Genomic DNA, 26,073 nt, shown 5'->3' with positions numbered 1-26,073 from the left:
TGCATTAGTATCATCAACCATCCTTCTTCTACATAAGCTTAATTATAATAATTATAAAAAAGGATTGATTTTATTTAAATTCTTGCTATTATAATACTTATACTTAATCTAAAATCAAATCCTACACGAGGTGATTGTGTTCATGACTACAAACAATAACAACAAGCTAACGACTAGCTGGGGCGCCCCCGTAGGCGACAACCAGAATTCAATGACCGCCGGTGCCCGCGGCCCCGTGCTGCTGCAGGATGTCCACTTACTGGAAAAGCTCGCCCACTTCAACCGTGAACGTGTTCCTGAGCGGGTCGTTCATGCCAAAGGTGCCGGTGCCCATGGTTATTTTGAAGTCACCAATGATCTCTCCCAATATACGAAGGCTGCCTTCTTGTCCGGGGTCGGCAAACGCACCCCGATGTTCATCCGTTTCTCTACCGTAGCCGGGGAACTGGGCTCATCCGATACCGTGCGCGATCCGCGCGGCTTTGCTGTGAAATTCTACACCGAAGAGGGCAACTACGACCTGGTCGGCAATAACACGCCTGTCTTTTTCATCCGTGACGCCATCAAATTCCCGGACTTCATCCATACCCAGAAGCGTCATCCGCAGACCCATCTGAAGAACCCGAATGCGGTCTGGGACTTCTGGTCCCTCTCCCCCGAGTCTCTGCACCAGGTGACGATTCTGATGTCTGACCGCGGCATCCCGGCTACTCTCCGCCATATGCATGGCTTCGGCAGCCATACGTTCAAGTGGGTGAATGCCGAAGGTGCAGCCGTCTGGGTCAAATACCACTTCAAGACAGAGCAGGGCGTCAAGAATCTCGATGTTAAGCTGGCAGCACAGCTAGCCGGGGAGAACCCGGATTATCATACAGAGGACTTGTTCAACGCCATTGATACCGGAGACTTCCCGGCCTGGAGGCTGCATGTGCAGATTATGCCTGTGGAGGATGCCGACACCTACCGCTTCGATCCGTTTGATGTAACCAAGGTATGGTCGCAGAAGGATTACCCGCTGATTGAGGTAGGCCGCATGGTGCTGGACCGCAATCCTGAGAATTACTTCGCCGAAGTGGAGCAGGCCACCTTTTCCCCCGGCTCATTCGTTCCAGGCATCGAGGCTTCTCCGGATAAAATGCTTCAGGGCCGACTGTTCGCATACGGGGATGCCCACCGCTACCGTGTAGGAGCGAACCATAACCACCTGCCGATTAACCAGCCTGTCGCCGAGGTCAACAATAATCAGCGCGACGGCGCGATGAATGCTACGAATAACGGGGGAGGCTCCGTCTACTACGAGCCTAACAGCTCCGGAGGTGCAACCGAGTCAGCGCAGCATAAGGCGGCTGCTTTTGAAGTCTCAGGCCAGGCGGACAGCGTCTCATATGATCATGACGATCACTACACCCAGCCGGGGGACCTGTACCGCCTGCTGAGCGAAGAGGAGCGTACCCGGCTCGTAAGCAATATTGTTGGTGCCATGACTCCAGTAGAGTCTGAGGAGATCAAGCGCCGCCAGATTGGCCACTTCTACAAAGCCGATCCGGAGTTTGGCCGTCGAATCGCAGAAGGACTGGGATTGGCTGTAACAGAGTAACCTCTATCCACAGCAAAGAAGGGATAAGCATCGCTTACCCCTTTTTTTGCATGATATGCAGCTTATATTTCCAGATTCATGAGACAGAGAGATTATAGACTAGTGGCCTGCTCCGTGATTGTTAATAGAGATATTGCCGGAGGCTGCGGATAAGTGGCCGCCTGCGCTTGCAGTTGATACCACAACGCTTGCGCTAATCAACAATACGGCTGTTAATAACGAGATCGCCTTTTTCATCTTTTAAAAACTCCCTCTCTAAGATATTTTTCATTATGTTTTGATAAGATTCTTGTTGTTCTGCGGTGGCATGGCTCCGGATGTGCTCATAAAACGACACGATCTTCCTAAAGCCTGTCCCATCATAAAGTTTACTACTTATTACCAAAATATAGAGAGTCAGATTAATTGCATCATGAATTTTCTCCCTTTTATACAAATAAATTGCACTAAGATGCATGTAGTCTATGTAGTATCTGATGTCTTCCTGCTTCGCTCTACAGCTCAGCTCCTTAAGCGGCTCATTGAACTCATCCAGTACCCAATCGATAGAAAAGTTATACTTAATTGCAGATTCCAGTACAGTAATCAGGCAGGCAAGCAGCTCCTCCTGATCCCCTGTGCGAATGAATTCAACATAATCAGGGAGAACTTCTACCTTTCCTTCCAGCAGATCAATGACGAAGGTGTTGGCTATCGCAATGTTCCTGTAGTATTCCACTTCTGTGGCAGCTTCCTGATCCATATCCTTGATCCAGCTCAAATCCGAATACAAGCCTATACATTTTCTTGATTCAGCGAGGTTACCGAGCTTTTGATAGGCAATCCCCTTCATGCATGCACTGTACCCGAGATAATACGCTATATTTTTTTTCAAATAATACTTCTTTGCACCCTGTTGATGGGAGCCGTAGGTTAGAACTGCAAGTTCAAAGAGCTTGTCTGAAATCTCGAGAATTGCCGTCCAGTTCTCCCATGAGAACGAGACTTTAAGCATATCTGTCAAAGAGTCTTCATTCATCCCATCCAGTTCCAGCAATTTCTATCTTGCCTCCTATCATTCCATTATATTCCAATAATAACCTGCTTCACCGCTCCGGTCAATTCATTCAGGGCATATATATCTCTAAAAAAGCCTTTATTCTCCAGTTGAACTATTCAATCTAACCTTTTCGACATATTTTATTCCATATTATGTAATATTGTGATCTACAACTACTACTGATACACATCCAGCCACTGCTCCAGCTGCTCCTTCAATCGTTCCCTGGCCGACTCCGGCTCCAGAATCTCCGCATTAGGGCCATACTGCAGAATCCACTTGATGAACTCATTCTCATTATTAACCGTGACTTCGAACAGCAGCGTCCCATCGCCTTCTTCGCTCATCCGCGGCTGTACGAACAGCTCCTCTTCCTTAATGTAACGCGCCACCTCCGGATCGAACCGTACCTTGAACGTGACATTCCGGGTCCCCCGGTTGATCGACCAGGTGTTTTTCAGATACTGCTTAATATTGAAATTTCCCTTATCAAAAGTAGACGCCGTCATCTCTACCTGCTCAAACCGGCTGATCCGGAACGTACGTATTGCGCCCTTCAGATGGCAATAGCCAATGAGATAAAAACGCTGATCCCGCGGGATCAGATAATACGGGTCAATCTCCCGCGCCGTAGTAACGTTGCTTGATTGCGAGTGGTATACCGTACGGATGCTGCGCTGCTCCAGGATTGCTCCAATAAGCGGCTGCAGGAAGTTCCGGCTCTCCTTGCGGTAGGCCGGGGTGCCCATTTGAATAATATCCGCAATATTCTCCAGCAGGCCATTTTGCCGCGATTTCTCCTTCAGATGAGTCCCCATCACCTTGTCATACGCAGAATGAAAACCCGGTGGGATTCTATCCTGATTCAGGACCGAAGGCAGCAAAGAGAACGCCAGCGACTCCTGCTCCGAGAAATCCAGCGGATACAAAAAGAATTTCCCCATGAACCGGTACCCCGTGCCCCTTCCTTCATTCGTAACCGGAGCAAAGTGGCTGATCAGCTCAAGATCCCTGTAGATCGTTCTTATATTCACCTCGCACCTAAAGGCCAAATCTGCTGCGGTAATCCCGGGGTTCGACTGAATGGCGTTAATGATTCTAAAAATCCGTATTACTTTGTCTGTCATAACAAATGCTCCTCAGCTTCCAAGTAAGTGTTGCCTATGATCCAATAGTCCCATAGTTATACTATATCAGTTCTATAGAAACATAACGCCCTCCAATACTATTGCAACCTCCCGGCCCTTACAACAAAATCACCCTAACGGGTGAACGATACTGCTGCTAATACCACTCTCAAACGGAGTTCACTTTTCTCCCTCTCTCTGCCTTCTCTCCATCTCTCTGCCTTCTCTCCATCTCTCTGCCTTCTGGCGGCCATTTGACAGCTACAGCTTAGCCAGGTGGAGCATCGATACTCTGGATTCTATTGTGTTCGGTTTTTCTCATACATTTCCTAAATAGCAAAAAAAGTCCGCCTTCCCAATAGGGCTGACGGACTCACGTGATACAGATATAAGCGGGTGATGGGAATCGAACCCACGCTATCAGCTTGGAAGGCTGAAGTTCTACCATTGAACTACACCCGCATAGGTGAAATGAAATATCGGGATGACACGATTTGAACATGCGACCCCCTGGTCCCAAACCAGGTGCTCTACCAAGCTGAGCTACATCCCGTTAATACAAAAACTGAATCAATGAAGTATAAATGGCGCGCCCTGAGAGATTCGAACTCCCGGCCTTTTGATTCGTAGTCAAACGCTCTATCCAGCTGAGCTAAGGGCGCAAAATCTATATGGAGCGGACGACGGGAATCGAACCCGCGACCCTCGCCTTGGCAAGGCGATGCTCTACCGCTGAGCCACGTCCGCAAAAACATGGTGCGCGTGAAGGGACTTGAACCCCCACGTCGTGAAACGCCAGATCCTAAGTCTGGTGCGTCTGCCATTCCGCCACACGCGCACACGTTACAAGAAAATGGTGAGCCATGAAGGACTCGAACCTTCGACACCCTGATTAAAAGTCAGGTGCTCTACCAACTGAGCTAATGGCTCTCATAAGAGAAACAATCGAAAATAGATGGCTGGGGATATAGGAATCGAACCTATGAATGACGGAGTCAAAGTCCGTTGCCTTACCGCTTGGCTAATCCCCAATATTATAATTAGCAAAATACTACGGAATCGGATGGATACTCTATACTTCGAGATATAGGATGCTCAATCCCTTATGTCTTAATACCAATTAAAATGGCTTAACAGGGCGGGATACTCTTCACTCCGTTACGAGATTGCGAAGTATTCCTTACGAAGCTTATGCGTAAGCGAACCCAGGGAATTCTCATCCCTTAAGCCATTAAATGGCGGAACCGACGGGATTCGAACCCGCGATCTCCTGCGTGACAGGCAGGCATGTTAGGCCAACTACACCACGGTTCCAAATTGGTTGCGGGGGCAGGATTTGAACCTGCGGCCTTCGGGTTATGAGCCCGACGAGCTACCGGGCTGCTCCACCCCGCGTCATTGAACAAAATCTATTCGGTTAAGATAGATGGTGGAGGCTGAGGGGTTCGAACCCCCGACCCTCTGCTTGTAAGGCAGATGCTCTCCCAGCTGAGCTAAGCCTCCATATATGACTCGTATGGGATTCGAACCCATGTTACCTCCGTGAAAGGGAGGTGTCTTAACCCCTTGACCAACGAGCCATGCTGTAAATATATTTGCTCTCATCCCTTTGCAGGGAGGTAACGCTACGGAGAGAGAGGGATACTCTTCACTTCGTTACGAGATTGCGAAGCAGTGCTAACGAAGCCTATGCTCCAACGAACCACTGAGAGTTCTCATCCCTTTGCAGAGAGGTAACGCTACGGAGAGAGAGGGATTCGAACCCTCGAGACGCTTGTGGCGCCTACACGATTTCCAATCGTGCTCCTTCGGCCAAACTCGGACACCTCTCCATATGGCTCCCCGAACAGGACTCGAACCTGTGACAACTCGATTAACAGTCGAGTGCTCTACCAACTGAGCTATCAGGGAATATGTAACCAATTAGGGCAAAAAAAATACCACAGTGTGTGTGGATGGTCCGCTTGGCGGCGTCCTACTCTCCCAGGACCCTTCGGTCCAAGTACCATCGGCGCTGGAGGGCTTAACGGTCGTGTTCGGGATGGGTACGTGTGGAACCCCTCCGCTATCGCCACCAAACGGGCATTTACAGCGTAAATGCTTCAGGAATTGATTCCTGAAAACTGAATCCGAAACGAATCTGCGTGTTAGAAATTTGGATAAGCCCTCGACCGATTAGTATTGGTCAGCTCCATGCATTGCTGCACTTCCACCTCCAACCTATCTACCTCGTCGTCTTCAAGGGGTCTTACATACTGGGAAATCTCATCTTGAGGGGGGCTTCACGCTTAGATGCTTTCAGCGCTTATCCCGTCCGTACGTAGCTACTCAGCCATGCTCCTGGCGGAACAACTGATGCACCAGCGGTACGTCCATCCCGGTCCTCTCGTACTAAGGACAGCTCCTCTCAAATTTCCTGCGCCCACGACAGATAGGGACCGAACTGTCTCACGACGTTCTGAACCCAGCTCGCGTACCGCTTTAATGGGCGAACAGCCCAACCCTTGGGACCTACTTCAGCCCCAGGATGCGATGAGCCGACATCGAGGTGCCAAACCTCCCCGTCGATGTGGACTCTTGGGGGAGATAAGCCTGTTATCCCCAGGGTAGCTTTTATCCGTTGAGCGATGGCCCTTCCATGCGGTACCACCGGATCACTAAGTCCGACTTTCGTCCCTGCTCGACTTGTAGGTCTCGCAGTCAAGCTCCCTTATGCCTTTGCACTCTGCGAATGATTTCCAACCATTCTGAGGGAACCTTTGAACGCCTCCGTTACTCTTTAGGAGGCGACCGCCCCAGTCAAACTGCCCGCCTGACACGGTCCCCGTACCGGGTTACGGTACTAGGTTAGAACCTAGATACGATCAGGGTGGTATCCCAACGGCGCCTCCGCAGAAGCTTGCGCTCCTGCCTCTACGGCTCCCACCTATCCTGTACAGATCGTACCCAAATTCAATATCAAGCTGCAGTAAAGCTCCATGGGGTCTTTCCGTCTTGTCGCGGGTAACCTGCATCTTCACAGGTATTAAAATTTCACCGGATCTCTCGTTGAGACAGCGCCCAAGTCGTTACGCCATTCGTGCGGGTCAGAATTTACCTGACAAGGAATTTCGCTACCTTAGGACCGTTATAGTTACGGCCGCCGTTTACTGGGGCTTCGGTTCACAGCTTCGGGTTTAACCCCTAACCACTCCCCTTAACCTTCCAGCACCGGGCAGGCGTCAGCCCGTATACTTCGCCTTACGGCTTCGCACAGACCTGTGTTTTTGCTAAACAGTCGCTTGGGCCTTTTCACTGCGGCCCCCTCGGGCTATTCACCCTACCGAGGCACCTCTTCTCCCGAAGTTACGAGGTCATTTTGCCGAGTTCCTTAACGAGAGTTCTTCCGCGCGCCTTAGAATTCTCTTCTCGCCTACCTGTGTCGGTTTGCGGTACGGGCACCTTCTCCTGACTAGAGGCTTTTCTTGGCAGTGTGAGATCATGACCTTCGCTACTATAATTTTCGCTCCCCATCACAGCCTGGCCTTAATAGTGTGCGGATTTGCCTACACACCAGCCTCACTGCTTAGACGGACATCCATCAGTCCGCGTCACTACCCTCCTGCGTCACCCCATCGCTCATAGCGGATTACGGTGGTACAGTAATTTCAAACTGTTGTCCTTCGACTACGCCTTTCGGCCTCGCCTTAGGTCCCGACTTACCCTGAGCGGACGAGCCTTCCTCAGGAAACCTTGGGCTTTCGGCGGATCAGATTCTCACTGATCTTTTCGTTACTCATACCGGCATTCTCACTTGTATGCTGTCCAGCGCTCCTTACGGTACACCTTCAACCCACATACAACGCTCCCCTACCCCAGATGCAAAGCATCTAGCCATAGCTTCGGTGGTGTGTTTAGCCCCGTTACATTTTCGGCGCAGAGTCACTCGACCAGTGAGCTATTACGCACTCTTTCAATGGTGGCTGCTTCTAAGCCAACATCCTGGTTGTCTGTGCAACTCCACATCCTTTCCCACTTAACACACACTTGGGGACCTTAGCTGATGGTCTGGGCTGTTTCCCTTTTGACAATGGATCTTAGCACTCACTGTCTGACTCCCGGCAAGAAGTTAATGGCATTCGGAGTTTGACTGAGCTTGGTAACCCTTGCGGGCCCCGCACCCAATCAGTGCTCTACCTCCACCACTCCATTCACCGAGGCTAGCCCTAAAGCTATTTCGGGGAGAACCAGCTATCTCCGAGTTCGATTGGAATTTCTCCGCTACCCCCACCTCATCCCCGCATTTTTCAACATGCGTGGGTTCGGGCCTCCAGTGCGTGTTACCGCACCTTCACCCTGGACAGGGGTAGATCACACGGTTTCGGGTCTACGTCCACATACTCAGTCGCCCTATTCAGACTCGCTTTCGCTGCGGCTCCGGCTTCTCACCTTAACCTTGCATGTTAAACGTAACTCGCCGGTTCATTCTACAAAAGGCACGCCATCACCCATAAAGAGGGCTCTGACTTTTTGTAAGCACACGGTTTCAGGTTCTATTTCACTCCCCTTCCGGGGTGCTTTTCACCTTTCCCTCACGGTACTGTTTCACTATCGGTCGCCAGGTAGTATTTAGCCTTAGCAGATGGTCCTGCTGGATTCATACGGGGTTTCACGTGCCCCGCACTACTCGGGATCCGTCTCGGAGAGAACACAGTTTAGGCTACAGGGCTTTTACCTCTATCGCGGGCCTTTCCAGACCTCTTCGCCTACCATATTCCTTTGTAACTCCATGTGAGACGTCCCACAACCCCAAGAGGCAAGCCTCTTGGTTTAGGCTGTTCCGCGTTCGCTCGCCGCTACTGACGGAATCACTATTGTTTTCTCTTCCTCAGGGTACTTAGATGTTTCAGTTCCCCTGGTCTGCCTCTGCGTATCCTATGTATTCAGATACGAGTAACTGCGAATTACCACAGCTGGGTTTCCCCATTCGGACACCCCCGGATCAAAGCTTGCTTACAGCTCCCCGAGGCAGTTTCGTTGTTCGCCACGTCCTTCGTCGGCTCCTGGCGCCTAGGCATCCTCCGTGTGCTCTTAGTAGCTTAACCAATGCGTTTTCCCTAAGGAAAATCGCTAGTATCGCCATTAATTCAAAACTTGTTTACACAAGTTCAGCTTAAAGGAATATTCTAAACGCAAATTCGTTTCGGTATCCAGTTTTCAAGGATCAAGGTAAAGATGAGAGCTTAAACTCTCAAAACTGACCAACGAGTGAGTAACAGGCCTAAACCTGATTGGTGGAAGCAAGCTTCCGATTTGAATGTCACCATTGCAGGTGACGATTCTCCATAGAAAGGAGGTGATCCAGCCGCACCTTCCGATACGGCTACCTTGTTACGACTTCACCCCAATCATCTACCCCACCTTCGGCGGCTGGCTCCCTTGCGGGTTACCCCACCGACTTCGGGTGTTGTAAACTCTCGTGGTGTGACGGGCGGTGTGTACAAGACCCGGGAACGTATTCACCGCGGCATGCTGATCCGCGATTACTAGCAATTCCGACTTCATGCAGGCGAGTTGCAGCCTGCAATCCGAACTGAGACCGGCTTTGCTGGGATTGGCTCCACCTCGCGGCTTCGCTTCCCGTTGTACCGGCCATTGTAGTACGTGTGTAGCCCAGGTCATAAGGGGCATGATGATTTGACGTCATCCCCACCTTCCTCCGGTTTGTCACCGGCAGTCACTCTAGAGTGCCCAGCTTAACCTGCTGGCAACTAAAGTCAAGGGTTGCGCTCGTTGCGGGACTTAACCCAACATCTCACGACACGAGCTGACGACAACCATGCACCACCTGTCTCAACTTTCCCCGAAGGGCACCTGATGCATCTCTGCTTCGTTAGTTGGATGTCAAGACCTGGTAAGGTTCTTCGCGTTGCTTCGAATTAAACCACATACTCCACTGCTTGTGCGGGTCCCCGTCAATTCCTTTGAGTTTCAGTCTTGCGACCGTACTCCCCAGGCGGAGTGCTTACTGTGTTAACTTCGGCACCAAGGGTATCGAAACCCCTAACACCTAGCACTCATCGTTTACGGCGTGGACTACCAGGGTATCTAATCCTGTTTGCTCCCCACGCTTTCGCGCCTCAGCGTCAGTTACAGCCCAGAAAGTCGCCTTCGCCACTGGTGTTCCTCCACATATCTACGCATTTCACCGCTACACGTGGAATTCCACTTTCCTCTTCTGTACTCAAGTCACCCAGTTTCCAGTGCGACCTCAGGTTGAGCCCAAGGTTTAAACACCAGACTTAAATAACCGCCTGCGCGCGCTTTACGCCCAATAATTCCGGACAACGCTTGCCCCCTACGTATTACCGCGGCTGCTGGCACGTAGTTAGCCGGGGCTTTCTTCTCAGGTACCGTCACTCCGGTAGCAGTTACTCTACCGGACGTTCTTCCCTGGCAACAGAGCTTTACGATCCGAAAACCTTCATCACTCACGCGGCGTTGCTCCGTCAGGCTTGCGCCCATTGCGGAAGATTCCCTACTGCTGCCTCCCGTAGGAGTCTGGGCCGTGTCTCAGTCCCAGTGTGGCCGTTCACCCTCTCAGGTCGGCTACGCATCGTCGCCTTGGTGGGCCGTTACCCCACCAACTAGCTAATGCGCCGCAGGCCCATCCCCAAGCAGCAGATTGCTCCGCCTTTCATTCTCTCCTCAGGAGAAAAAAGAAATTATCCGGTATTAGCTACCGTTTCCGGTAGTTATCCCAGGCTTGAGGGCAGGTTGCCTACGTGTTACTCACCCGTCCGCCGCTAAGTCTGAAAGGAAGCAAGCTTCCTTTCAGACTCCGCTCGACTTGCATGTATTAGGCACGCCGCCAGCGTTCGTCCTGAGCCAGGATCAAACTCTCCAAATTGGTATTTAGAAAGAGCGATTGCTCATTTTGAAACATCTGACGAGAATTTACATTCTCTAATTTGGATCTCGCCGAAGCGATCTCCAGGTACTCACTCGTTGTTCAGTTTTCAAAGATCAAGCTCGTTGTCAGCGCCGCTTACCGCGTCACCAGCAACTCTTATAATATATCACATCCAACCGATCAATGCAAGCTCTTTTTTTAACTTCTTTTTCGAGCTCGGCGTTGATGTTTCGCGGCCAGAAATAGAATATATCATGGATAGAGATTCATTGCAAGCATTATTTTATATTTAACATCTTAGAATGATATTAACCGTAAATGGACAGAATAACCGAATATCTAAACGTAAGCTATGCATGCCTCAAGCCTACGTTATCTAACCTTCTAGGAGGATTGTTATGGACACTCATGAATTCGTGGAGAAGTTCCAGGAGAATCAGCGTAAAGCGCTAAAGAACAGAAACCGCGGTAAAGGAACCCCAGGCGCAAGACTGGCCAACAAGCAGCATAGCTCTAACAAATAACAGTAACAAGCATGCCTCAAGCGGAAACGGCTTTGCCGTCTTTTAAAGGACGGTACTGTTGCGGCGAGAAATAGAAGGATAATGTATAGTGTGAAACATATACATTCTTCTATATCAAAACAAAGCAGGGATGTCTGCGCAGCCAGTTACGGCTCTGCGGACATCCCTTTTGCATTCTATTCTATAGAAGGAGTAGTAATTATTTGCTCAGCTTCGTTACGCCCACTGCCACTTTCTCGATTTGTGCTTTGCTGAGTGATTTGTCAGCGGAGCTGATGGTTACAAAACGGTCTGCCAGCTTGAAGGTCAGCATTGGCGTATCCGAAGGGGTATACCATTTCGCCTCTGTTCCATTGGAGAGCTTCACTGTACTACTGTCATATCCATCGGAATAGTCACGCGGCGAGACATTTACACGCATTTTATTGAACAGGAAGCTTACGCCGTCATCACCGCCCGCAACCTTCTGGAAGGCATCTCCGCTGACCATCTGTGTCGGGGCATAGGCTGTCTCAAAACCCTCGAAGTTCGCAAACGCCTTAGCAATCTGCTCCTTCTGCGCCGCACTGTATTCTACCGCCGTCAGCTTCACAGCTGAACCATTATCCGGCGTTGTCGCCCCTGTTCCAGTTCCAAGGATAACTTCATTCGTGGAGGCATTGAATGTCACCGGTACCTTCAGTGCATCTGCCATCGCCCGGACCGGAAGATACGTTGTATCCTTATAAGTGATTGGCGCCATTGTTTTGCCGTTGTTATCAACCGGAGTATAGGCCGCTCCGTTAACTTTGAACCCGATGCCGTGGTTAAGATAGGCGCTGATCTTCTGCATGTTCGTTCCTGCGTAGACCCCTGCTGAACCTGTAACGGCCATTCCGAATACCATCGTTGCTATGATCATTTTTTTGCTTTTCATTGAATATCGTCTCCCTTAGCCTGTGATGTTAGTGTGTTCCTTGCTATGAATTCATTAAACCATTAACTTGTTTCTAACTTGTATCCGGATTGTAAAGAAGTAATTCAAACGCCCACCCCATACACCTCTGTATACAAAATATCTCTAAATCGGCGGAACTCTTTCATCGTCACCGGCTCCGGGTAGGTCATAATGCGCAGCGGAAGATCGGCTTGCCCTGCACGCAGTGGCGGCTGCATATAGTTATAGGGATTCAGGTAAAAGCCCAGCCGCTCGTAGAATCCGATTCTTCTCTGTTCCAGCTCACCGTCCGGCGGCTCTACCTCAAGCAGCACCGGCTTGTCCGAACGCATAAGGTAGCTGCTCATCAGCTTACGGCCGATCCCTCCGCTCCGGCACTCGGGATTCACGGCAATATGCTCGATGAACCGCAGCTCGGGTAACTCCCATGCCGCCAAAAAAGCCAGTATCTCCCCCTCCGCATCCTTGCTGGTATACAGATGATAATTCGGCCGATCCAGCAAAGCCTGCTGCCCGGTGCGGGTTCTAATCTCACTTACCGGAAAAGAGGCTTCCATGATCGCGAATATTTCATTGAATTCCACTTCACTAATGCCTGCTTCATGAATAGTTGTCTCATTGATCATTGTATTCTCGTCCATTGCAATGGCCTGCTTTCTGCCGCTTCGCTGCGTGAAGGGCTCTAATGTATGGTCCCCTTATCCGGTTAAAAATACCTTCAGGGAGCCTGTACGCATCAAGATGTTTCAAAATAAAGACTGTCACAGAACATTCTCCGCTTCCCTATGAGCCGATTAGCATCTGGTACTAGGAGAACGTGCTATACTGTAGTTAACAGATACATCATTACTTATAATAGGAGAGGTTCATTTGGATAATCAACGCTGGATCGCACCTGAATTCTACAATCTCACTTCGGAAATGGAGCAGCATCCTGAAGATAAGATTGCAATTAAATGGTTACATGAAAATGGGAGCCTGGAGCAAATCACCTATGGTGCGCTCATGGCTCAGGCTAACCGTCTCGCCGGCGGACTGGCCGGCCTCGGACTTACGCAAGGCGACCGGGTCCTGGTCATGGTCCCCCGCCGCATCATCGCCTATGCGATATATCTGGCCTGCCTGAAGCTGGGACTGGCTGTTATCCCTTCGTCTGAAATGCTGCGGGCGAAGGATCTCTCATACCGGCTCCGCCACTCTGAAGCACGGGCCGTTATTGTCTGGTCTGAGGCTACCGGAGAAGTCAACAAAATCTCCGATGATCTTCCCGCATTGGACTACCAGCTGTCCGTCTCCAGCGGTGCGGCTGAGCCTGAAGAAGGCTGGATCGACCTGGAAGGTCTAATGGAAGGACAAGCAGATTCTTACCCTACGGTTGCCAGCCGCCGCGATGATATCGCCATTCTGGCCTATACCTCCGGAACCACCGGCAATCCCAAAGCAGTAGTTCACACGCACGGCTGGGGATATGCTCATCTGCGGATCACTTCCTCCCTCTGGTTCGATATCCGTGAATCAGATACGGTCTGGGCCACAGCCGCACCGGGGTGGCAGAAGTGGATCTGGAGTCCGTTTCTGACGGTACTCGGCAATGGGGTAACTGGCTTTGTCTATAACGGAGCCTTCCATCCGGAACGCTACCTGCAGCTGCTGCAGGACGAGAAGATCCAGGTATTATGCTGCACACCGACAGAATACCGCCTGATGGCGAAGACAGAAGGTCTGGCAGACTACGATCTGTCCAATCTGCGCTGCGCTGTATCCGCCGGTGAACCGCTGAATCAGGAAGTGATTCATACCTTCCAGCAACACTTCAATATTACAATCCGTGACGGCTATGGACAAACAGAGAGCACACTCATCATCGCAGCGCTGAAGGATGAACCGATCCGGGTCGGCTCCATGGGCAAATCGATTGCTCCGGGCATTGTCGAAGTGATCGACGAGGACGGACATCCGCTGCCGGCCGGAGTGGTCGGTGATATCGCCGTACATCTGAGCATGCCTGCATTGTTCCAGAACTACTACAAAGATCCTGAGCGCAAAGCGAACTGCTCGCATGGGGAGTATTTTGTAACGGGCGACCGGGCGCGCAAGGATGAGGACGGCTATTTCTGGTTCGAGGGGCGCGGCGATGACATCATCATCAGCTCGGGCTACACGATCGGGCCGTTCGAGGTCGAAGAGGCGCTGATGAAGCATACCCTCGTTAAGGAATGTGCCGTAGTCGCAAGCCCGGATGAGATCCGCGGGTCCGTCGTCAAGGCTTTTATTGTACTCAAGGACGGCCATGCCGGAACACCGGAGCTGACCAAAGAGCTGCAAGCCCATGTGAAGGAGCAGACCGCCCCCTACAAATATCCGCGCAAAATCGAATACATTACGGATCTGCCGAAGACTACCTCCGGAAAAATCCGCAGAATCGAGCTGCGCGAGCAGGAGAAGCACGCTAACCTGTAACATAAGCTACTCTGTTAAGTGGAAACGGCTTTGCCGTCCTATTAAAGGACGGTACCGTTTCAGCGAGAAATAGAAGGATAAGCTATCGTGTGAAACAGATAAATACTTATATTTCCTAGGAGGGCTGCAAATCAGGCTGCTATATTGCCAGCCGAAACTATAAAATCCCCGTTCCTACAGTGATGCAGGACGGGGATTTTTGTGTTTCGGGAATGCTAACAGCAATACAAACAATACTGCAAGAATCAGCGTAGTCACCAGACTGGCCTCCAGACCAAACTGGCCACCGGTTAGCATTTCATTGCCCTTTAGAGCTACGGAATACAGGCCATAAGTGTTATTACCGCTCACCGCAACCCCGTAAATATAACCCTGGAATAGATTCCAGGAGATATGCAGTCCCATTGCCGCATACAAGTTGCCGGTTCGCAGTGTCATCCAAGAAAAGATCAGGGCAATGAATACGATATTGAGTCCGCTGACCCAGTTATATCCGGGGTTCGCCAGATGGGCCAGCGAGAACAGGACGGAAGTCACGCCCACCGCAGCCGGAACGCCAATCCGTAAGGACAATAGCTGTTGAAGATAGCCTCTGAAAACAACCTCCTCGCATACTCCCGCCAGCAATGCTGTAAGTACAATATCCGCCGCATCCAGCTGTCCGAATTGCGGGTGTGCCCATTCCCCTTGCAGAACAGCATACCCCAGTCCCCACAGCACAAGCAGAATCAATGAAAGCAGCAGAAATCCGCCAGCAAATCCGGCGGCAAGGCTTACACCGTCCGGTCTGGATAATCCAATGCTGGACAACGGACGCTTATGAATTCTCCGTACCGTATAACAAACAACAATAAAGGAGTAGATCGCTGTAGATTTGAATACACGTACCCACCCGTCCGGATCAAAAAGCTGCTCAGAGCCGATCCTCAGCGATACGCCAAAGGAGACAAGAGCCGTCAGAAAAACAATAACCGCTACGACACATGATATTTCCCAACCTGCTCTAAGCTGCCGGTTACGGTTCATGAATATATTTTGCATATTGCGGATTCCCCTTCCCTCTATTGCCTGTCATTCATTAGACGGACTTCAAGGGGTTCTCCCTGCAAATTCATAGAAATGCTTGGAGGCATTGTCTTTACTCGGACCAATACTCGGCATCCGGGTTGAGCGCTGAACCTACTTCACCTTCTTTTACCAGATCGCAGTCCAGGTAGCCTTCCTCATCCAGGAAATAGACCTCCTGCTTATAGAATTCGCACAGCGTCTCCAGGAACTTCTCCGGTGAATCGTACATCACCACCAGATCGCCGTAGTCGTGCAACAGATCGCAGATCCGTTCCACGCCTTCTTCAGAGCGGTAGTAGCAAATGAAATCACTCCCATAGTTCGTCAGCAGCGGCAACACGATTCCACCGCCGGTATATCCCTTCTCCTGCAGAATCCCTGAGAGTATCTTCACCTCATGGCCGTATTCTCCGATATGAATCAGCCGGTAGCCCGGAATGAACTCCAGCAGACTGGGATCTTCCTCGGCGCCGCCCGTTCCAAGAACCGTATCATAGACCGCACGCAGAAGCGCAGGTACTTCGGGTGTAAACTCTAATATCGCATCACTGCCCCCTGCCGGAGCTTCACCCAGACTGGCGGTGTACCCGGGACGCAGCTGCGTGGACAGCTTAAGGAATTCCTGAAATGTACCGGTAAGCATGTAATCATCCTTTCTCACAAAAATATAGCGGAGCAATAAGGAACGCCCCTATCTCTCCGCTTGGTGCTGTCATGCTAATTCGCTATGGTATTTGAGATTGGTTACTTGGCAGCCGAAGCCCACATCTTCTCCAGCCACTGATCGAAATCCGCGCCCTTCTCGCCTTCATAGGCATCGTAGATATCAACCCGCATCTTCTTCAGCTTCTCTTTGAACTCTTCGTAGGTATGGTCCTTGGGCAAGCTCTTCTTAATCCGCAGAATAATCTTGGACAACCCTTTGAACAGTTCGGCTTTGTTCTTCGATGGAACCTTGACCTCTTCGCCGAAAGCCACCAGCTTGTTATATGCGGCTTCTTGCACGGTATATACAGGATCGCTGATCATCAGGCGATTAAGGATATCGATAATTTGTTTGTGGTTGTAGCGGCCCAGCTCTTCTACCGCTTCAAGACGCGCTCTCCAGTCTGCGGAACGGCCGGCGGCTTTCTTCAGTTCGTCATAGTTCTCTGGCAGCTCTTGGATTACTTCTTCATTATTCAAGCGTTACAATCCCCTTCTTGGTTAAATCTGATATATAGAACGTAATCATCTTACTTAGTGCAATTCTACCGTACTGCGCTGCTTGATTTCAATCTTTTGTCCAAACATTCATGGAAAAAGACTTGGAGGACGGATTTTGACTAACGGTAGCCGTATGCGTATAGTATGTACCAAATCATCCACCAGTAGATAAAGGAGACCCACCATAGATGAAAGCCATTGCTATACATATGCCCGGCCCGCATGGGAATCTAACAGAAATTGACCTCCGTCAGCCTGCTCCAGGTGAGCATGAGGTGCTAATTGAGATGTATGCGACCTCTGTTAATCCGGCAGATTGCAGCATACTGGATGAAGCACGGATTGCCAGCGGGGAACCCCCTGCTGCCTGTCCATTCATTCCAGGCGTTGTTGTAGCCGGAATCATTGCAGACACCGGCGCAGGGGTGAGCCGCTTCAAGCCTGGCGACGAGGTATTCGGCCTGAAGCCCGCTAGTGAGAGCGGAGGTTACGCGGAATATACGTTGGCCAAGGAGCATGAGCTTGCGCTTAAGCCCCCGGGGGTATCCTTCGCAGCAGCCGGGGTGTTACCCGCTGCCGGGCTTGCCGCCTGGCAGGCGTTGGCTGCCGCCAAGGTCGCAAGCCGGGACCGCGTGCTGGTGCAGAACGGTACAGGCGGAACCGGCAGCTTCGCAGTACAGCTGGCCAAGCTCAGGGGTGCTACGGTGATTACTACCGTCAGCGGCGATGAGGAGCTGGATGTTGCCTGGGGCCTCGGGGCCGATCAGGCGATTAACAGCAGCGAGCAGGATTGTGCCGCGATTCTGGGACAGAGCATCGATGTGGTGATCGATACCGCAGGAGGCAGGGTGCTAAGCAGAAGCTTCGCGGTACTGGCTCCGGGCGGAAGGCTGATCTCCACTGCAGAACAGCCTGATCCGGCCTTGGCAGCACAGCAAGGAGTTACAGCAGCTTATCTGACTCCCGCTGCCGATCCCTACCAGTTGAGCGAGCTGGCCCGGCTGACGGCCGGGCGGAAGCTGCAGCCGCTGATCGGCGGTGTTTTTCCGCTGAGTGAAGAAGGGCTGCGCACTGCACATGCGCTCAGCGCAAGCGGGAAGACGCGGGGGGTTATTGCTATTACGATAATTGATAAACGATAATTCAGTTAAAAGTTATGTACCAGCACGACCAGCAGCACAGCCATCAGGATACCGGGCAGCAGGTTGGCTACCTTGATCTTAGTGATCCCGAGCAGGTTCAGACCGATTCCGATAATCATTACCCCGCCTGTAGCGGTCATCTCTGCTATGCAGTCGTTCAGCAGCGCATAAGGCACAAACCGGGTGATCTGCGTAGCCAGTAAAGCGATGGCACCTTGATACATAACAACAGGAATAGCCGAGAACATCACTCCGATGCCCAGCGTTGAAGTCAGAATTATGGCAATGAAGCCGTCCATGATGGATTTGGCGTAGAGGATTTCATGATTGCCTTTGATACCGCTGTCCAGCGCGCCTAGAATAGCCATGGCTCCTACAACAAACACCAGGCTTGCCGTGACAAAGCCCAGCGAGATACTCCCCTGTCCGCCTGCACCTACTCTGCGCTCCAGCCAATCGCCCGCACGGGTGAATTTGCCTTCAATGTTGATCCACTCCCCGGCCACTGCGCCGATCACCAGACTTAGAATGACGATGAGGAAATTCCCGCTTTTCAGGCCCATCTGCACCCCCAGCAGCATAAGCGCCAGTCCAATCGCTTGCATCACAGTGTTCTTCATACTCTCCGGTATCCGCTCCAGCAGCTTGCCCAGCAGAGTTCCGGCAATAATTGCTATTCCATTCACGATTGCTCCGAGCAGTACCATTCCTCAGCAACTCTCCCGTCGATTCTTTTCTCTCTTAATCTGCATTATAAGGGCAGCCGTCACTATTGAGTCAAGACTATTCTCTGCTGGCAGGAATGATAAGCTCCGAGACGCACCCGGCGAAAAATTGACAAATTTCGGTTAGCGATGGTACGCTCACTAATATCGTTCTTTTAATAGAACAAATCCGGTGCGGATCTGTTCACAACTCAGGTGAGGAGCGTCTCTATGACTGACCGGAAGATCCTTAATCAGGCAAGCTTAACCAAGGAAGTACGCCTTATTCTTGCACTACTGAATTCCGGAAATCCAGATGAGACGGCGCGGAAGCATCCGCAGTTGTTCACAGAGGTGAACTGGGACTTATTCGTGGAGCTGAACCGTCAGCACAGGGTGTATCCCTACCTCTATTCCAGGCTGAGCAAGATGGAGGAGAAGGCGGTCCCTTCTGACGTTCTGGAGCAGCTAAAATGGCAATACCGCAGGAATACGGTGCAGATGCTCCAGCTTAGCGGTGAAATGAGCACTATCGCAGGTCAGCTGGCCGAGCTGAATATCCGCTGTCTGTTCCTCAAGGGGCCGGTGCTTGGGCAGGAGCTGTACGGAGACCTGTCGCAGCGCACCTCCCGGGATCTTGACTTCCTGGTGCCGATTGAACAGCTGGAGGATGCCGAAACCTTGCTGATCCGGCTGGGCTATGAGAAGGAAGACAAGTTCGAGAGCCTGCTTGGCGACTGGAAATGGCGGGAGCATCATTCGACGTTCGTGCATCCGCTCAGCAATGTTAATCTGGAGCTGCACTGGCGGTTAGGGCCAGGGCCTGCCAAAGAGCCTGCGTTCGACGAGCTCTGGCGTCACTCGCGGACCAGCAGCGCCTTCGGCCAGAATGTCCGCTATCTGGGGCCGGAGGATCTGTTCATGTTCCTGGCTGTACACGGTGCCAGACATGCCTGGTCCCGGCTGAGATGGCTGCAGGACATCAAGATGCTGCTAATGGGACAGCAGCCGCCCGACTCCGCCAAGCTGGTCCGCTTACTACAGCACTATGATCACAACGCCATAGGAGGACAGACGCTGATTCTGGCCAGAGAGCTGCTGGAGACGCCAGTCGATTCCAGCCTCGCCCCTCTGATGGACAGCCCCAAAGCCCACAGGCTGGCGCAGGATATTCTGTTCTATCTCCCTCGGATTGTGAATTTGAATACCCCTCCACTGGAGGCGGAGGTGGAGCAGCACTTCAAGCGGTATCTGCCAAGCATTCTATCCACCCGAAGCCGGATGCTCCGCTCCGCCAGCTTCCTGTACCCTTATGCTGCGGATGCCAAGATGCTGCCGCTGCCGAGAATGCTGCATTTCTTGTATTTTCCGCTGCGGCCTTTGCTGTGGAGCTGGCGGAAGATTACGGGTGCGGAGAAGGAGAATTAGGCAGGGACAGCCATACCAAAAAGGCAAGTGCTGCGTTAGATTAGCAGCACTTGCCTTTTTACGGTTTCGGAGCCGGGTGGCGGTCAGCCAATGTAATCGGTTTTTCGATTACATTCGGGCCACACACCCACGCAGCACCGAATGTGTTCGGTTTTTAGCCTATATTCGCGTTTAAGGTATACCCTTATCCCGCTTCTTCCTGCCCCTTCAATAGCCGGCTAAACATGCCGCCCTTCTCCGAAGCCAGACCGCTATAGACTCCCTGCTGGATGACCCGGCCCTGGTCGATGACCAGAATCTGATCGGCATCGCGGATCGTGGACAGGCGGTGGGCAATGACGATGACGGTCACCGATGCCTTAATCCGCTCCAACGCCTCTTGAATCCGTTGCTCGTTCTCGGTGTCGAGCGCACTAGTCGCCTCATCGAGCACCAGAATCGACGGCTTGCGGATAATGGCGCGCGCCAGCACCAGGCGCTGCCGCTCCCCGCCCGACAGGCGGACACCCCGGTCGCCGAGCAGTGTATCCAGTCCGTCCGGCAGCTTGCGGACAAAGTCCGCCGAGGAAGCAAACTCCAGCGCCTCCCACAGCTCCGCTTCCTCTGCATCCGGCTTGATCATCATCAGATTATCGCGGATGGTAGCGTTATATAGGAACGGGTCCTGTGCCACATACCCGATGGATCTCCGGTAGGACAGCAGCCGCTCCCTTGTGACCGGCTGACCGTCCGCCAGAATCTCCCCGTTCTCCGGCTGCATCAGTCCCATGAGCAGATCGACGAGCGTGCTTTTGCCGGCGCCTGAACGTCCGACAATCGCCGTCATCTGCCGGGCGGGAATCTGCACATTCACGTTCTGGAGCGAATATTGCGGCTCGTCCGCATGATAACGGAAATCGACATTCCGGGCTTCTAGACCGCGCTCCAGCGTCAAAGGCAGCACCCGTTCTCCGCCTTGATCCGCTTCATGCTCGACAGCAGCCAGACATTCTTCCTGCAGCGATTGCAGTTGTTTGAAGGATGGCACTACTGAGGCCAGCTGCTCCAGCAGCGACTGTAGCGTCGAGAAGGTCGGCCACAGCCGGGTGAAGACGAGAATGACCAGCAACAGATTCGGCCCTTCCACTTGCATGAACCGGAAGGAGACGAAGATAAATACAGCAATCAGCAGCGTGGAAGACAGCTTATACAGGAGCTGGGAGTTAGAGCGCAGGCGTGTGTAGTCGAGCTGCTCCTGCTTAACTTCGCCGGTGAAGGCATGCAGCCATTCGAGGCGGGACTGCTCCAGATTATTGCTTTTGATATCCTTGATTCCGTTCAACTGATCGGTAATGCCGCCCAGATACGTCTTACCCAGCTCTGTGCTGCGGCTGCCCAGCCTCTTCGCCTTACGGATGAACCGCCGGGAGAAGATGGACAGCAGCGCCGCGCAGACGAGCACCGCCAGTGTCATCTTGGGGGACAGCCAGAAGGCAAAGGCAATCTGAACCAATGTGAACAACAGCGAAGTGAGAAACTGCAGGAAGCCGCTGATACCCGCCAGGACTCTGGCTAGCTCCGTGGTCATCATATTGATCAAATCAGAGGTGCGTTTTCTCAGAAAAAAAGACCACTGCGCCCGCAGCAATGCGCTATACACCTCATATCGCAGCTGCCTGCCATAAGTCTGCTGAATTTCGACATTGCGGATCGCTACGAATCTTGCAATCAGATTCTGACAGAGCACAATCAGAACATAACTGCCCAGCACCAGCAGCAGCGCTGTGGATTGCGGCAGTTCAGTGATGAATCCGAGCATAGGAAGATGATAGCCCGCCGCCGCGCCGCCCAGCTGAATGCCAGCCATGCCAAGCATGGGAACCAGCAGCAGAATGGCGGAGCTCTCCAGCAGACCGCTGATCACCATGCCCAGCAGATTAAGATACAGCTTCACGCCCGACAACCGCTGTAGCTGCCGGACGTAGTAGATTATTGCTTGCATGGACCCACCTCGATTACTCGGCTTGTAACACCTTCGCGAACTTCTCCACCACCACGAAGCCTTGCATAGCGTCATCCCCCGAGACATAATGGGCTCCGCTGCGCAGCCAGGCGTGGGCAATCATTTTGCCCTGCTTATCGCGGGCCACCCCCATGTAGAGGGTACTCTCAATCCCCCGCTTCTCCAGCATCTTCAGGGCGGCTACCGCCCGGACCATACAGGTGCTTTTCCAGGGAGTATAGCGACTCATTACCCGGATCGCCTTGGTAATCTGCTGGATGCGTCGAATATCGGAAGGTCTGGATACTTCGGGAGTCTCCAGAGATTTCACCCCAAGCTGCGGGGCTGTCCCGGCAAAGGGGAACAACAGCTGGATTCGGGCCAGCATCAGCCGCCATAATGTCTCGGGAATCAGCGCAAGCAACGCCTTGTCATGCACCAGCAGAAGACGGAGCCGCCGGAGGGTCATCATGGCCCGCTAACGATAGAGACAAGATCCTCATTCAGCAGATTCTGTACAAAATCAATGACATCCTGCTGCGCCAGCTCTGCCGGTACCTCAAAGATCTCCTGCATCTTCCCGGCAATCTGCCGAATCGATACCGGTGAAGCCAATGCTTCCCAGATCTCACCGCCGACTTCGCCGAGGTTGTAGTATTTGCCGTTCTTCACATTCAGCATGACCTTCTCGCCGTCCATGTCACTTGCGATATTGCCTTCCCGTTGAACCAGTACTGACTCCAGCGACAGCACTTCTGTAGTATTCATATTCATAGGTTCAGCTCCTTTACCTTAGGCATAATTGTCTCCATAATCATTTCCGTCTGCTGCGGTGCACTGAAGCCCTGCTCAGGGCGGGTCAGCCGGTACATCGGCAGCCGGTTTACGAACGAGGCCAGCAGGCCGAAGTGCCATTCTCTTACACCCATAGGGTCGACCAGCGCCTTTTGATAAGTATGATTGTATAAGGTATGAAGCCGGTCCAAGCCGCTTATAGCCTCTACGGCCACCGGTCCGTCCTCCACCACAGACAGTTCAAATATGCCGGCCAGCGGCAGCGGCTCGCTCTGGAACCGGTCATGCACCGGTACGGCGAACTTGGTCTCCCGCTGAAACAGCGGACGGTATGCAGACGAATTCATTCCCAAATAGTCCAGGCTCTGCTGCCACAGCTTCTGCTGCGGATAACCTGGAACAGCTAATGGATGTCCATTATGCACCAACACGGGAATAACGTCGTCACTGACCAGGAGATGTCCCTGATCCATCAGATAGGAGGCAAGCGTGGATTTACCCGCACCTGAACGCCCCACCAGCGCATAGGCTTTATTGTCCAGCACAAGCGAGCTGCCGTGCAGAGCCAATATGCCTTTTTGCATCAACACTACACCCATACAGCTGCCCAGAATGAACAAGCGGATGCTATCCGGATCGGCGCCTGTTGCTGGAGAGACTGTAATCGTACTGCCGTTCTGTATAGAAAAAATAGCAGTTCCCTTCACCATGAACATCACTTCATGCTCCGTGATGCCCAGATTCGGCGTAATCTTCGCTATCGCTTCCCAGCGCTCTGACAGACGGCCTTCCACTACCGACAGGCTCCCTATCCTTCCGGGGTGATCCGTACGGGGGAGCTCCGGCAACGGGAACTCACTGAGGATATGCAGGCCAAAAGCCTTATAACCGAGGCATTGCACTGTGCCAGCCATACTGCTCACTCCATCTCAGTCAATTTCACCCGTTGTCTTGCGGATGACAAGTGGAAACGGCATTGCCGTCCTTTGAAAGGACGGTACTGTTTCGGAACGTTACTTCGGATAAAGGGATAGCCCTGATCCCCCTCCAGCAAGCTAAGAGGGATTAGGGCTGAGCGGTAATGCAGGAAGACTAGGAGTGACTAACGATTTCATCTGGATCGGCTTGGAACGCATCGGCAATGGATACCCCCGGGCCAGCCATAGTCATTTTCACATCCAACACTTCCAATGCAGGCTTGCTGTATTCCTTTTTCATCTTGTCACCCCCTTTCAAGAAACGTCCTTCAGGAGAGCCGCTTCAAAAAGCGGTAGAACACCAGTCCTCGCGTAAGAAGGCGGAAATCTGTGTTAAAGATTAATAATGGTTCGGGCTCACTACCCAGCCGGTCCAAGCATCCGGCGAGCCCGGGACGATTCAGATAAGACGAAGTACGGGGGTCTTGCAGCATCTCCCTCAGCTCCTGCTGGAACCTCTGCCACTCGGGCAGCATACGGGTAATGCCGTCAGCTCCCTGAATACCGCGCCGGGTCTGGTTAAGCCTGACCTTATCCGGCAGCCGCCCCTCCATCGCCCTGCGGATGAGCGAGCGGTCCATTCCGTTCTGGACGTATTGCTCCTCAGGCACCGACATACAGAAGTTGATGACACGCAGGTCATTCGTCGCATCCCGGTCCCAGACCCTGTACTTCAGCGACAGCTTGGTAGCCGCCGTTCCGTTCACATTCCAGACATGCGGCTGGCGGAAATGCTCTCTGCGGATATCGTACACAGTCTGGGAGGCTGGCGACTGGTCCAGCTCCTTCAAGCGCTCCTGCACCCCTGTCCGCCGGGCAAATTCAGGATGGATCAGCTCCGGCGCAGCCTCCTGCTTCCCGGTCATCAGCTGGCCCAGGGCAGGGAATACCTTGCGCCCGGCAATCTTCAGCATTCTTTTGCGGCTGACGCCCATCGAATGGCTGTACAGCTTATTCTCCCGGTAAAAGCGGAACCAGCGGAACTCCCGCAGCAGCTTCGCCTGGTAATCCAGCGCCGGCCCCCAGGAGATACTCCAGTTGCCCCGCTGTCCGCTGAGCAGCACACCAGCATTCTTCAATCCGGCTTGTTCATATATGCCTCTCAGCCAATAGGAATTCTCTATGAATTTGTAGGGCATCTCCATAATATCGAGCCATTCGTCGATTTCGCCATAAGAGCTGCGGTCAGGAAAATTGTAAAAGCTAGGCTCAATATTCCCGACGTAGTCTACGGTCTCCTGAATATATGGACGCTCATCGGTCACCCGCTGGCCCAGCTTGAACCCTGTAAAGTGATCCAGGGGATATGAACTGAAGGTGTAGAGCGGCTTACCTTCGCTGCGAAGCGCCTCCGCCGCAAAGCTCACCACCGCCCCTGAGTCCAGTCCGCCGCTTAAGTTCGCACCCGCTTCAAGATGGGTACGCAGCCGGTCCCGGACTGCACGTCCGAACACCTCACGGAATGCTTCCTCATACTCGCCATTGCTGCGCAGCCGGAGTGGAGACGGGGTCTGGAAGGTGTAATACCTGGAGAAGGTTATCCCCTTCGCGCTGACTGTCATTGAATGCGCCGGGGGCAGCTGCTCCACACCCTGATAGACCGTGGAGAACATATCCGCGACATCCATCCGGCCCTGGCCTGCAAGGTATTCCGAGATCCAGCCTTCATGCAGCGCGTGTGCTCCATCCATTAGCGTGAGCAAGGGATGAATCACGGTGCAGAAGGAGAACTGTCTGCCAGAGCGGTGAAAGTACAGCGTCCGGCTCCCCGAGAAATCCCTCGCTCCAAACAGCGTCTGCCTGCCGGCATCCCAGATCATGAAGGCAAAATCTCCGACCAGATGCACCGGAGCCTGATCCCCCCATTTCTCAAAGGCCAGAAGAATCAGCAGACTGTCCGGCATCGACTCCTGATCCTCCCGGACCACCTGAAGTTGTCCGAAGAGCTCGCTGCGGTTATCAATGATGGCGTCCGCTACGATCGTCAGCTTCCGCTGCGGATCATAATAGGGAAGCACCTCGCCCCGGGACTGCGGAGTAATCCACTGTGCGTGGCACCCGAGGAACAGCCCCTCCGTATTCCAGCCCCGGGCATCATCCGCCGGATAACGCTGCAGCTCCTGCATCAGTCGCAGGCCAAGCTCCGGGTCCAGCGGCCCATGCTGCATAGAATAGATCCCGGCGATTGCACTCATG

Annotated in this window: 19 protein-coding genes, 13 tRNA genes and 3 rRNA genes; 5 read left to right on the top strand and 30 right to left on the bottom strand. The window is 52.6% G+C overall.

What is annotated here, in order from left to right:
• The first annotated feature begins 142 nt into the window (after positions 1-142).
• A complete protein-coding gene (gene katA, locus NYE24_RS24835) occupies positions 143-1,597 on the top strand; it encodes a catalase KatA (RefSeq protein WP_342476927.1) in 1,455 nt (484 codons plus the stop codon).
• Positions 1,598-1,790: 193 nt separating this feature from the next.
• Here the strand turns inward: katA and NYE24_RS24830 are convergent, their stop codons facing one another.
• The 18 genes from NYE24_RS24830 to NYE24_RS24745 form a co-directional block, all read right to left on the bottom strand.
• Positions 1,791-2,633 (bottom strand): DNA-binding protein, encoded by an 843-nt coding sequence (locus NYE24_RS24830; RefSeq protein WP_342476926.1) that lies wholly within the window; start codon positions 2,631-2,633, stop codon positions 1,791-1,793.
• A 179-nt stretch (positions 2,634-2,812) separates the two neighbouring features.
• Entirely contained in the window at positions 2,813-3,763 is a 951-nt protein-coding gene (locus NYE24_RS24825; protein WP_036701958.1) for a WYL domain-containing protein, read from the bottom strand.
• Between the two features lie 391 nt (positions 3,764-4,154).
• A tRNA-Gly gene (locus tag NYE24_RS24820) sits at positions 4,155-4,225 on the bottom strand.
• 17 nt (positions 4,226-4,242) lie between these two features.
• Positions 4,243-4,316, bottom strand: a tRNA-Pro gene (locus tag NYE24_RS24815).
• A gap of 32 nt (positions 4,317-4,348) precedes the next feature.
• Positions 4,349-4,425: transfer RNA gene (locus NYE24_RS24810), tRNA-Arg, on the bottom strand.
• A 10-nt stretch (positions 4,426-4,435) separates the two neighbouring features.
• A tRNA-Gly gene (locus NYE24_RS24805) sits at positions 4,436-4,510 on the bottom strand.
• 7 nt (positions 4,511-4,517) lie between these two features.
• A tRNA-Leu gene (locus NYE24_RS24800) sits at positions 4,518-4,601 on the bottom strand.
• 16 nt (positions 4,602-4,617) lie between these two features.
• A tRNA-Lys gene (locus tag NYE24_RS24795) sits at positions 4,618-4,693 on the bottom strand.
• A gap of 26 nt (positions 4,694-4,719) precedes the next feature.
• Positions 4,720-4,794 (bottom strand) — tRNA-Gln (locus NYE24_RS24790).
• A gap of 205 nt (positions 4,795-4,999) precedes the next feature.
• Positions 5,000-5,077 (bottom strand) — tRNA-Asp (locus tag NYE24_RS24785).
• Positions 5,078-5,081: 4 nt separating this feature from the next.
• Positions 5,082-5,158: transfer RNA gene (locus NYE24_RS24780), tRNA-Met, on the bottom strand.
• Between the two features lie 32 nt (positions 5,159-5,190).
• A tRNA-Val gene (locus NYE24_RS24775) sits at positions 5,191-5,266 on the bottom strand.
• A 5-nt stretch (positions 5,267-5,271) separates the two neighbouring features.
• Positions 5,272-5,343, bottom strand: a tRNA-Glu gene (locus NYE24_RS24770).
• A 162-nt stretch (positions 5,344-5,505) separates the two neighbouring features.
• A tRNA-Ser gene (locus NYE24_RS24765) sits at positions 5,506-5,595 on the bottom strand.
• Between the two features lie 3 nt (positions 5,596-5,598).
• Positions 5,599-5,674: transfer RNA gene (locus NYE24_RS24760), tRNA-Asn, on the bottom strand.
• A 51-nt stretch (positions 5,675-5,725) separates the two neighbouring features.
• A 5S ribosomal RNA gene (rrf, locus tag NYE24_RS24755) occupies positions 5,726-5,842 on the bottom strand.
• Positions 5,843-5,918: 76 nt separating this feature from the next.
• Positions 5,919-8,847 (bottom strand): 23S ribosomal RNA (locus NYE24_RS24750).
• A 244-nt stretch (positions 8,848-9,091) separates the two neighbouring features.
• Positions 9,092-10,652: ribosomal RNA gene (locus tag NYE24_RS24745) — 16S ribosomal RNA — on the bottom strand.
• Together the 16S, 23S and 5S rRNA genes with 13 tRNA genes alongside form the textbook arrangement of a ribosomal RNA operon.
• Before the next feature lie 401 nt (positions 10,653-11,053).
• Here NYE24_RS24745 and NYE24_RS24740 point away from each other — a divergent pair.
• A complete protein-coding gene (locus tag NYE24_RS24740) occupies positions 11,054-11,179 on the top strand; it encodes a DUF4023 family protein (RefSeq protein ID WP_076161612.1) in 126 nt (41 codons plus the stop codon).
• Positions 11,180-11,378: 199 nt separating this feature from the next.
• Here the strand turns inward: NYE24_RS24740 and NYE24_RS24735 are convergent, their stop codons facing one another.
• Positions 11,379-12,095 carry a hypothetical protein gene (locus NYE24_RS24735; RefSeq protein WP_076161610.1) on the bottom strand — a complete coding sequence of 239 codons (717 nt, stop codon included), beginning with the start codon at positions 12,093-12,095 and terminating at the stop codon, positions 11,379-11,381.
• A gap of 104 nt (positions 12,096-12,199) precedes the next feature.
• The gene (locus tag NYE24_RS24730) at positions 12,200-12,757 is read right to left on the bottom strand and encodes a GNAT family N-acetyltransferase (protein ID WP_235218407.1); all 558 of its coding nucleotides are present in this window, start codon (positions 12,755-12,757) and stop codon (positions 12,200-12,202) included.
• A 280-nt stretch (positions 12,758-13,037) separates the two neighbouring features.
• Here NYE24_RS24730 and NYE24_RS24725 point away from each other — a divergent pair, with 280 nt between their 5' ends.
• Positions 13,038-14,576 (top strand): AMP-binding protein, encoded by a 1,539-nt coding sequence (locus NYE24_RS24725; RefSeq protein ID WP_342479293.1) that lies wholly within the window; start codon positions 13,038-13,040, stop codon positions 14,574-14,576.
• A gap of 174 nt (positions 14,577-14,750) precedes the next feature.
• On the opposite strand, the gene NYE24_RS24720 is transcribed toward NYE24_RS24725, so the two are convergent.
• From NYE24_RS24720 to NYE24_RS24710, 3 genes are all read right to left on the bottom strand, one after another.
• Positions 14,751-15,617 (bottom strand): CPBP family intramembrane glutamic endopeptidase, encoded by an 867-nt coding sequence (locus tag NYE24_RS24720; protein WP_036694588.1) that lies wholly within the window; start codon positions 15,615-15,617, stop codon positions 14,751-14,753.
• Between the two features lie 97 nt (positions 15,618-15,714).
• The gene (locus NYE24_RS24715) at positions 15,715-16,305 is read right to left on the bottom strand and encodes a hypothetical protein (protein WP_342476925.1); all 591 of its coding nucleotides are present in this window, start codon (positions 16,303-16,305) and stop codon (positions 15,715-15,717) included.
• Between the two features lie 83 nt (positions 16,306-16,388).
• Positions 16,389-16,829 carry a HEAT repeat domain-containing protein gene (locus NYE24_RS24710; RefSeq protein WP_076161608.1) on the bottom strand — a complete coding sequence of 147 codons (441 nt, stop codon included), beginning with the start codon at positions 16,827-16,829 and terminating at the stop codon, positions 16,389-16,391.
• 209 nt (positions 16,830-17,038) lie between these two features.
• Here NYE24_RS24710 and NYE24_RS24705 point away from each other — a divergent pair, with 209 nt between their 5' ends.
• Positions 17,039-17,992: an NADP-dependent oxidoreductase gene (locus tag NYE24_RS24705; protein WP_076161606.1), complete on the top strand. Its 954-nt coding sequence runs from the start codon at positions 17,039-17,041 to the stop codon at positions 17,990-17,992.
• A 5-nt stretch (positions 17,993-17,997) separates the two neighbouring features.
• Here NYE24_RS24705 and NYE24_RS24700 read toward each other — a convergent pair whose 3' ends face one another.
• The gene (locus NYE24_RS24700; protein ID WP_076161604.1) at positions 17,998-18,699 is read right to left on the bottom strand and encodes a DUF554 domain-containing protein; all 702 of its coding nucleotides are present in this window, start codon (positions 18,697-18,699) and stop codon (positions 17,998-18,000) included.
• A 228-nt stretch (positions 18,700-18,927) separates the two neighbouring features.
• Between NYE24_RS24700 and NYE24_RS24695 the strand changes: the two genes are divergently transcribed.
• A complete protein-coding gene (locus NYE24_RS24695) occupies positions 18,928-20,124 on the top strand; it encodes a nucleotidyltransferase family protein (protein WP_342476924.1) in 1,197 nt (398 codons plus the stop codon).
• A gap of 184 nt (positions 20,125-20,308) precedes the next feature.
• On the opposite strand, the gene NYE24_RS24690 is transcribed toward NYE24_RS24695, so the two are convergent.
• From NYE24_RS24690 to NYE24_RS24665, 6 genes are all read right to left on the bottom strand, one after another.
• Complete coding sequence (locus tag NYE24_RS24690) at positions 20,309-22,105, bottom strand: ABC transporter ATP-binding protein (RefSeq protein ID WP_342476923.1); 1,797 nt, start codon at positions 22,103-22,105, stop codon at positions 20,309-20,311.
• 13 nt (positions 22,106-22,118) lie between these two features.
• Positions 22,119-22,577: a lasso peptide biosynthesis B2 protein gene (locus NYE24_RS24685; RefSeq protein ID WP_342476922.1), complete on the bottom strand. Its 459-nt coding sequence runs from the start codon at positions 22,575-22,577 to the stop codon at positions 22,119-22,121.
• Complete coding sequence (locus NYE24_RS24680) at positions 22,574-22,879, bottom strand: lasso peptide biosynthesis PqqD family chaperone (protein WP_036694597.1); 306 nt, start codon at positions 22,877-22,879, stop codon at positions 22,574-22,576. Before NYE24_RS24680 ends, NYE24_RS24685 begins: the two co-directional genes overlap by 4 nt.
• Positions 22,876-23,814, bottom strand: a complete 939-nt coding sequence (locus NYE24_RS24675; protein ID WP_342476921.1) for an aldolase — start codon at positions 23,812-23,814, stop codon at positions 22,876-22,878. The genes NYE24_RS24680 and NYE24_RS24675 overlap by 4 nt, the downstream gene beginning before the upstream one ends.
• A 178-nt stretch (positions 23,815-23,992) precedes the next feature.
• Positions 23,993-24,118, bottom strand: coding sequence for a paeninodin family lasso peptide (locus NYE24_RS24670; protein ID WP_036694602.1), 126 nt, complete (start codon positions 24,116-24,118; stop codon positions 23,993-23,995).
• Positions 24,119-24,146: 28 nt separating this feature from the next.
• Entirely contained in the window at positions 24,147-26,072 is a 1,926-nt protein-coding gene (locus NYE24_RS24665; RefSeq protein WP_342476920.1) for an asparagine synthase-related protein, read from the bottom strand.
• Between the last annotated feature and the right edge of the window lies 1 nt (position 26,073).

Origin of the sequence: Paenibacillus sp. FSL H7-0350 (genome assembly GCF_038593195.1) — a bacterium.
Classification (GTDB): domain Bacteria; phylum Bacillota; class Bacilli; order Paenibacillales; family Paenibacillaceae; genus Paenibacillus_AQ.
The sequence above is the reverse complement of the archived record's forward strand: the minus strand, read 5'-3'. Positions and strand labels throughout refer to the sequence as shown.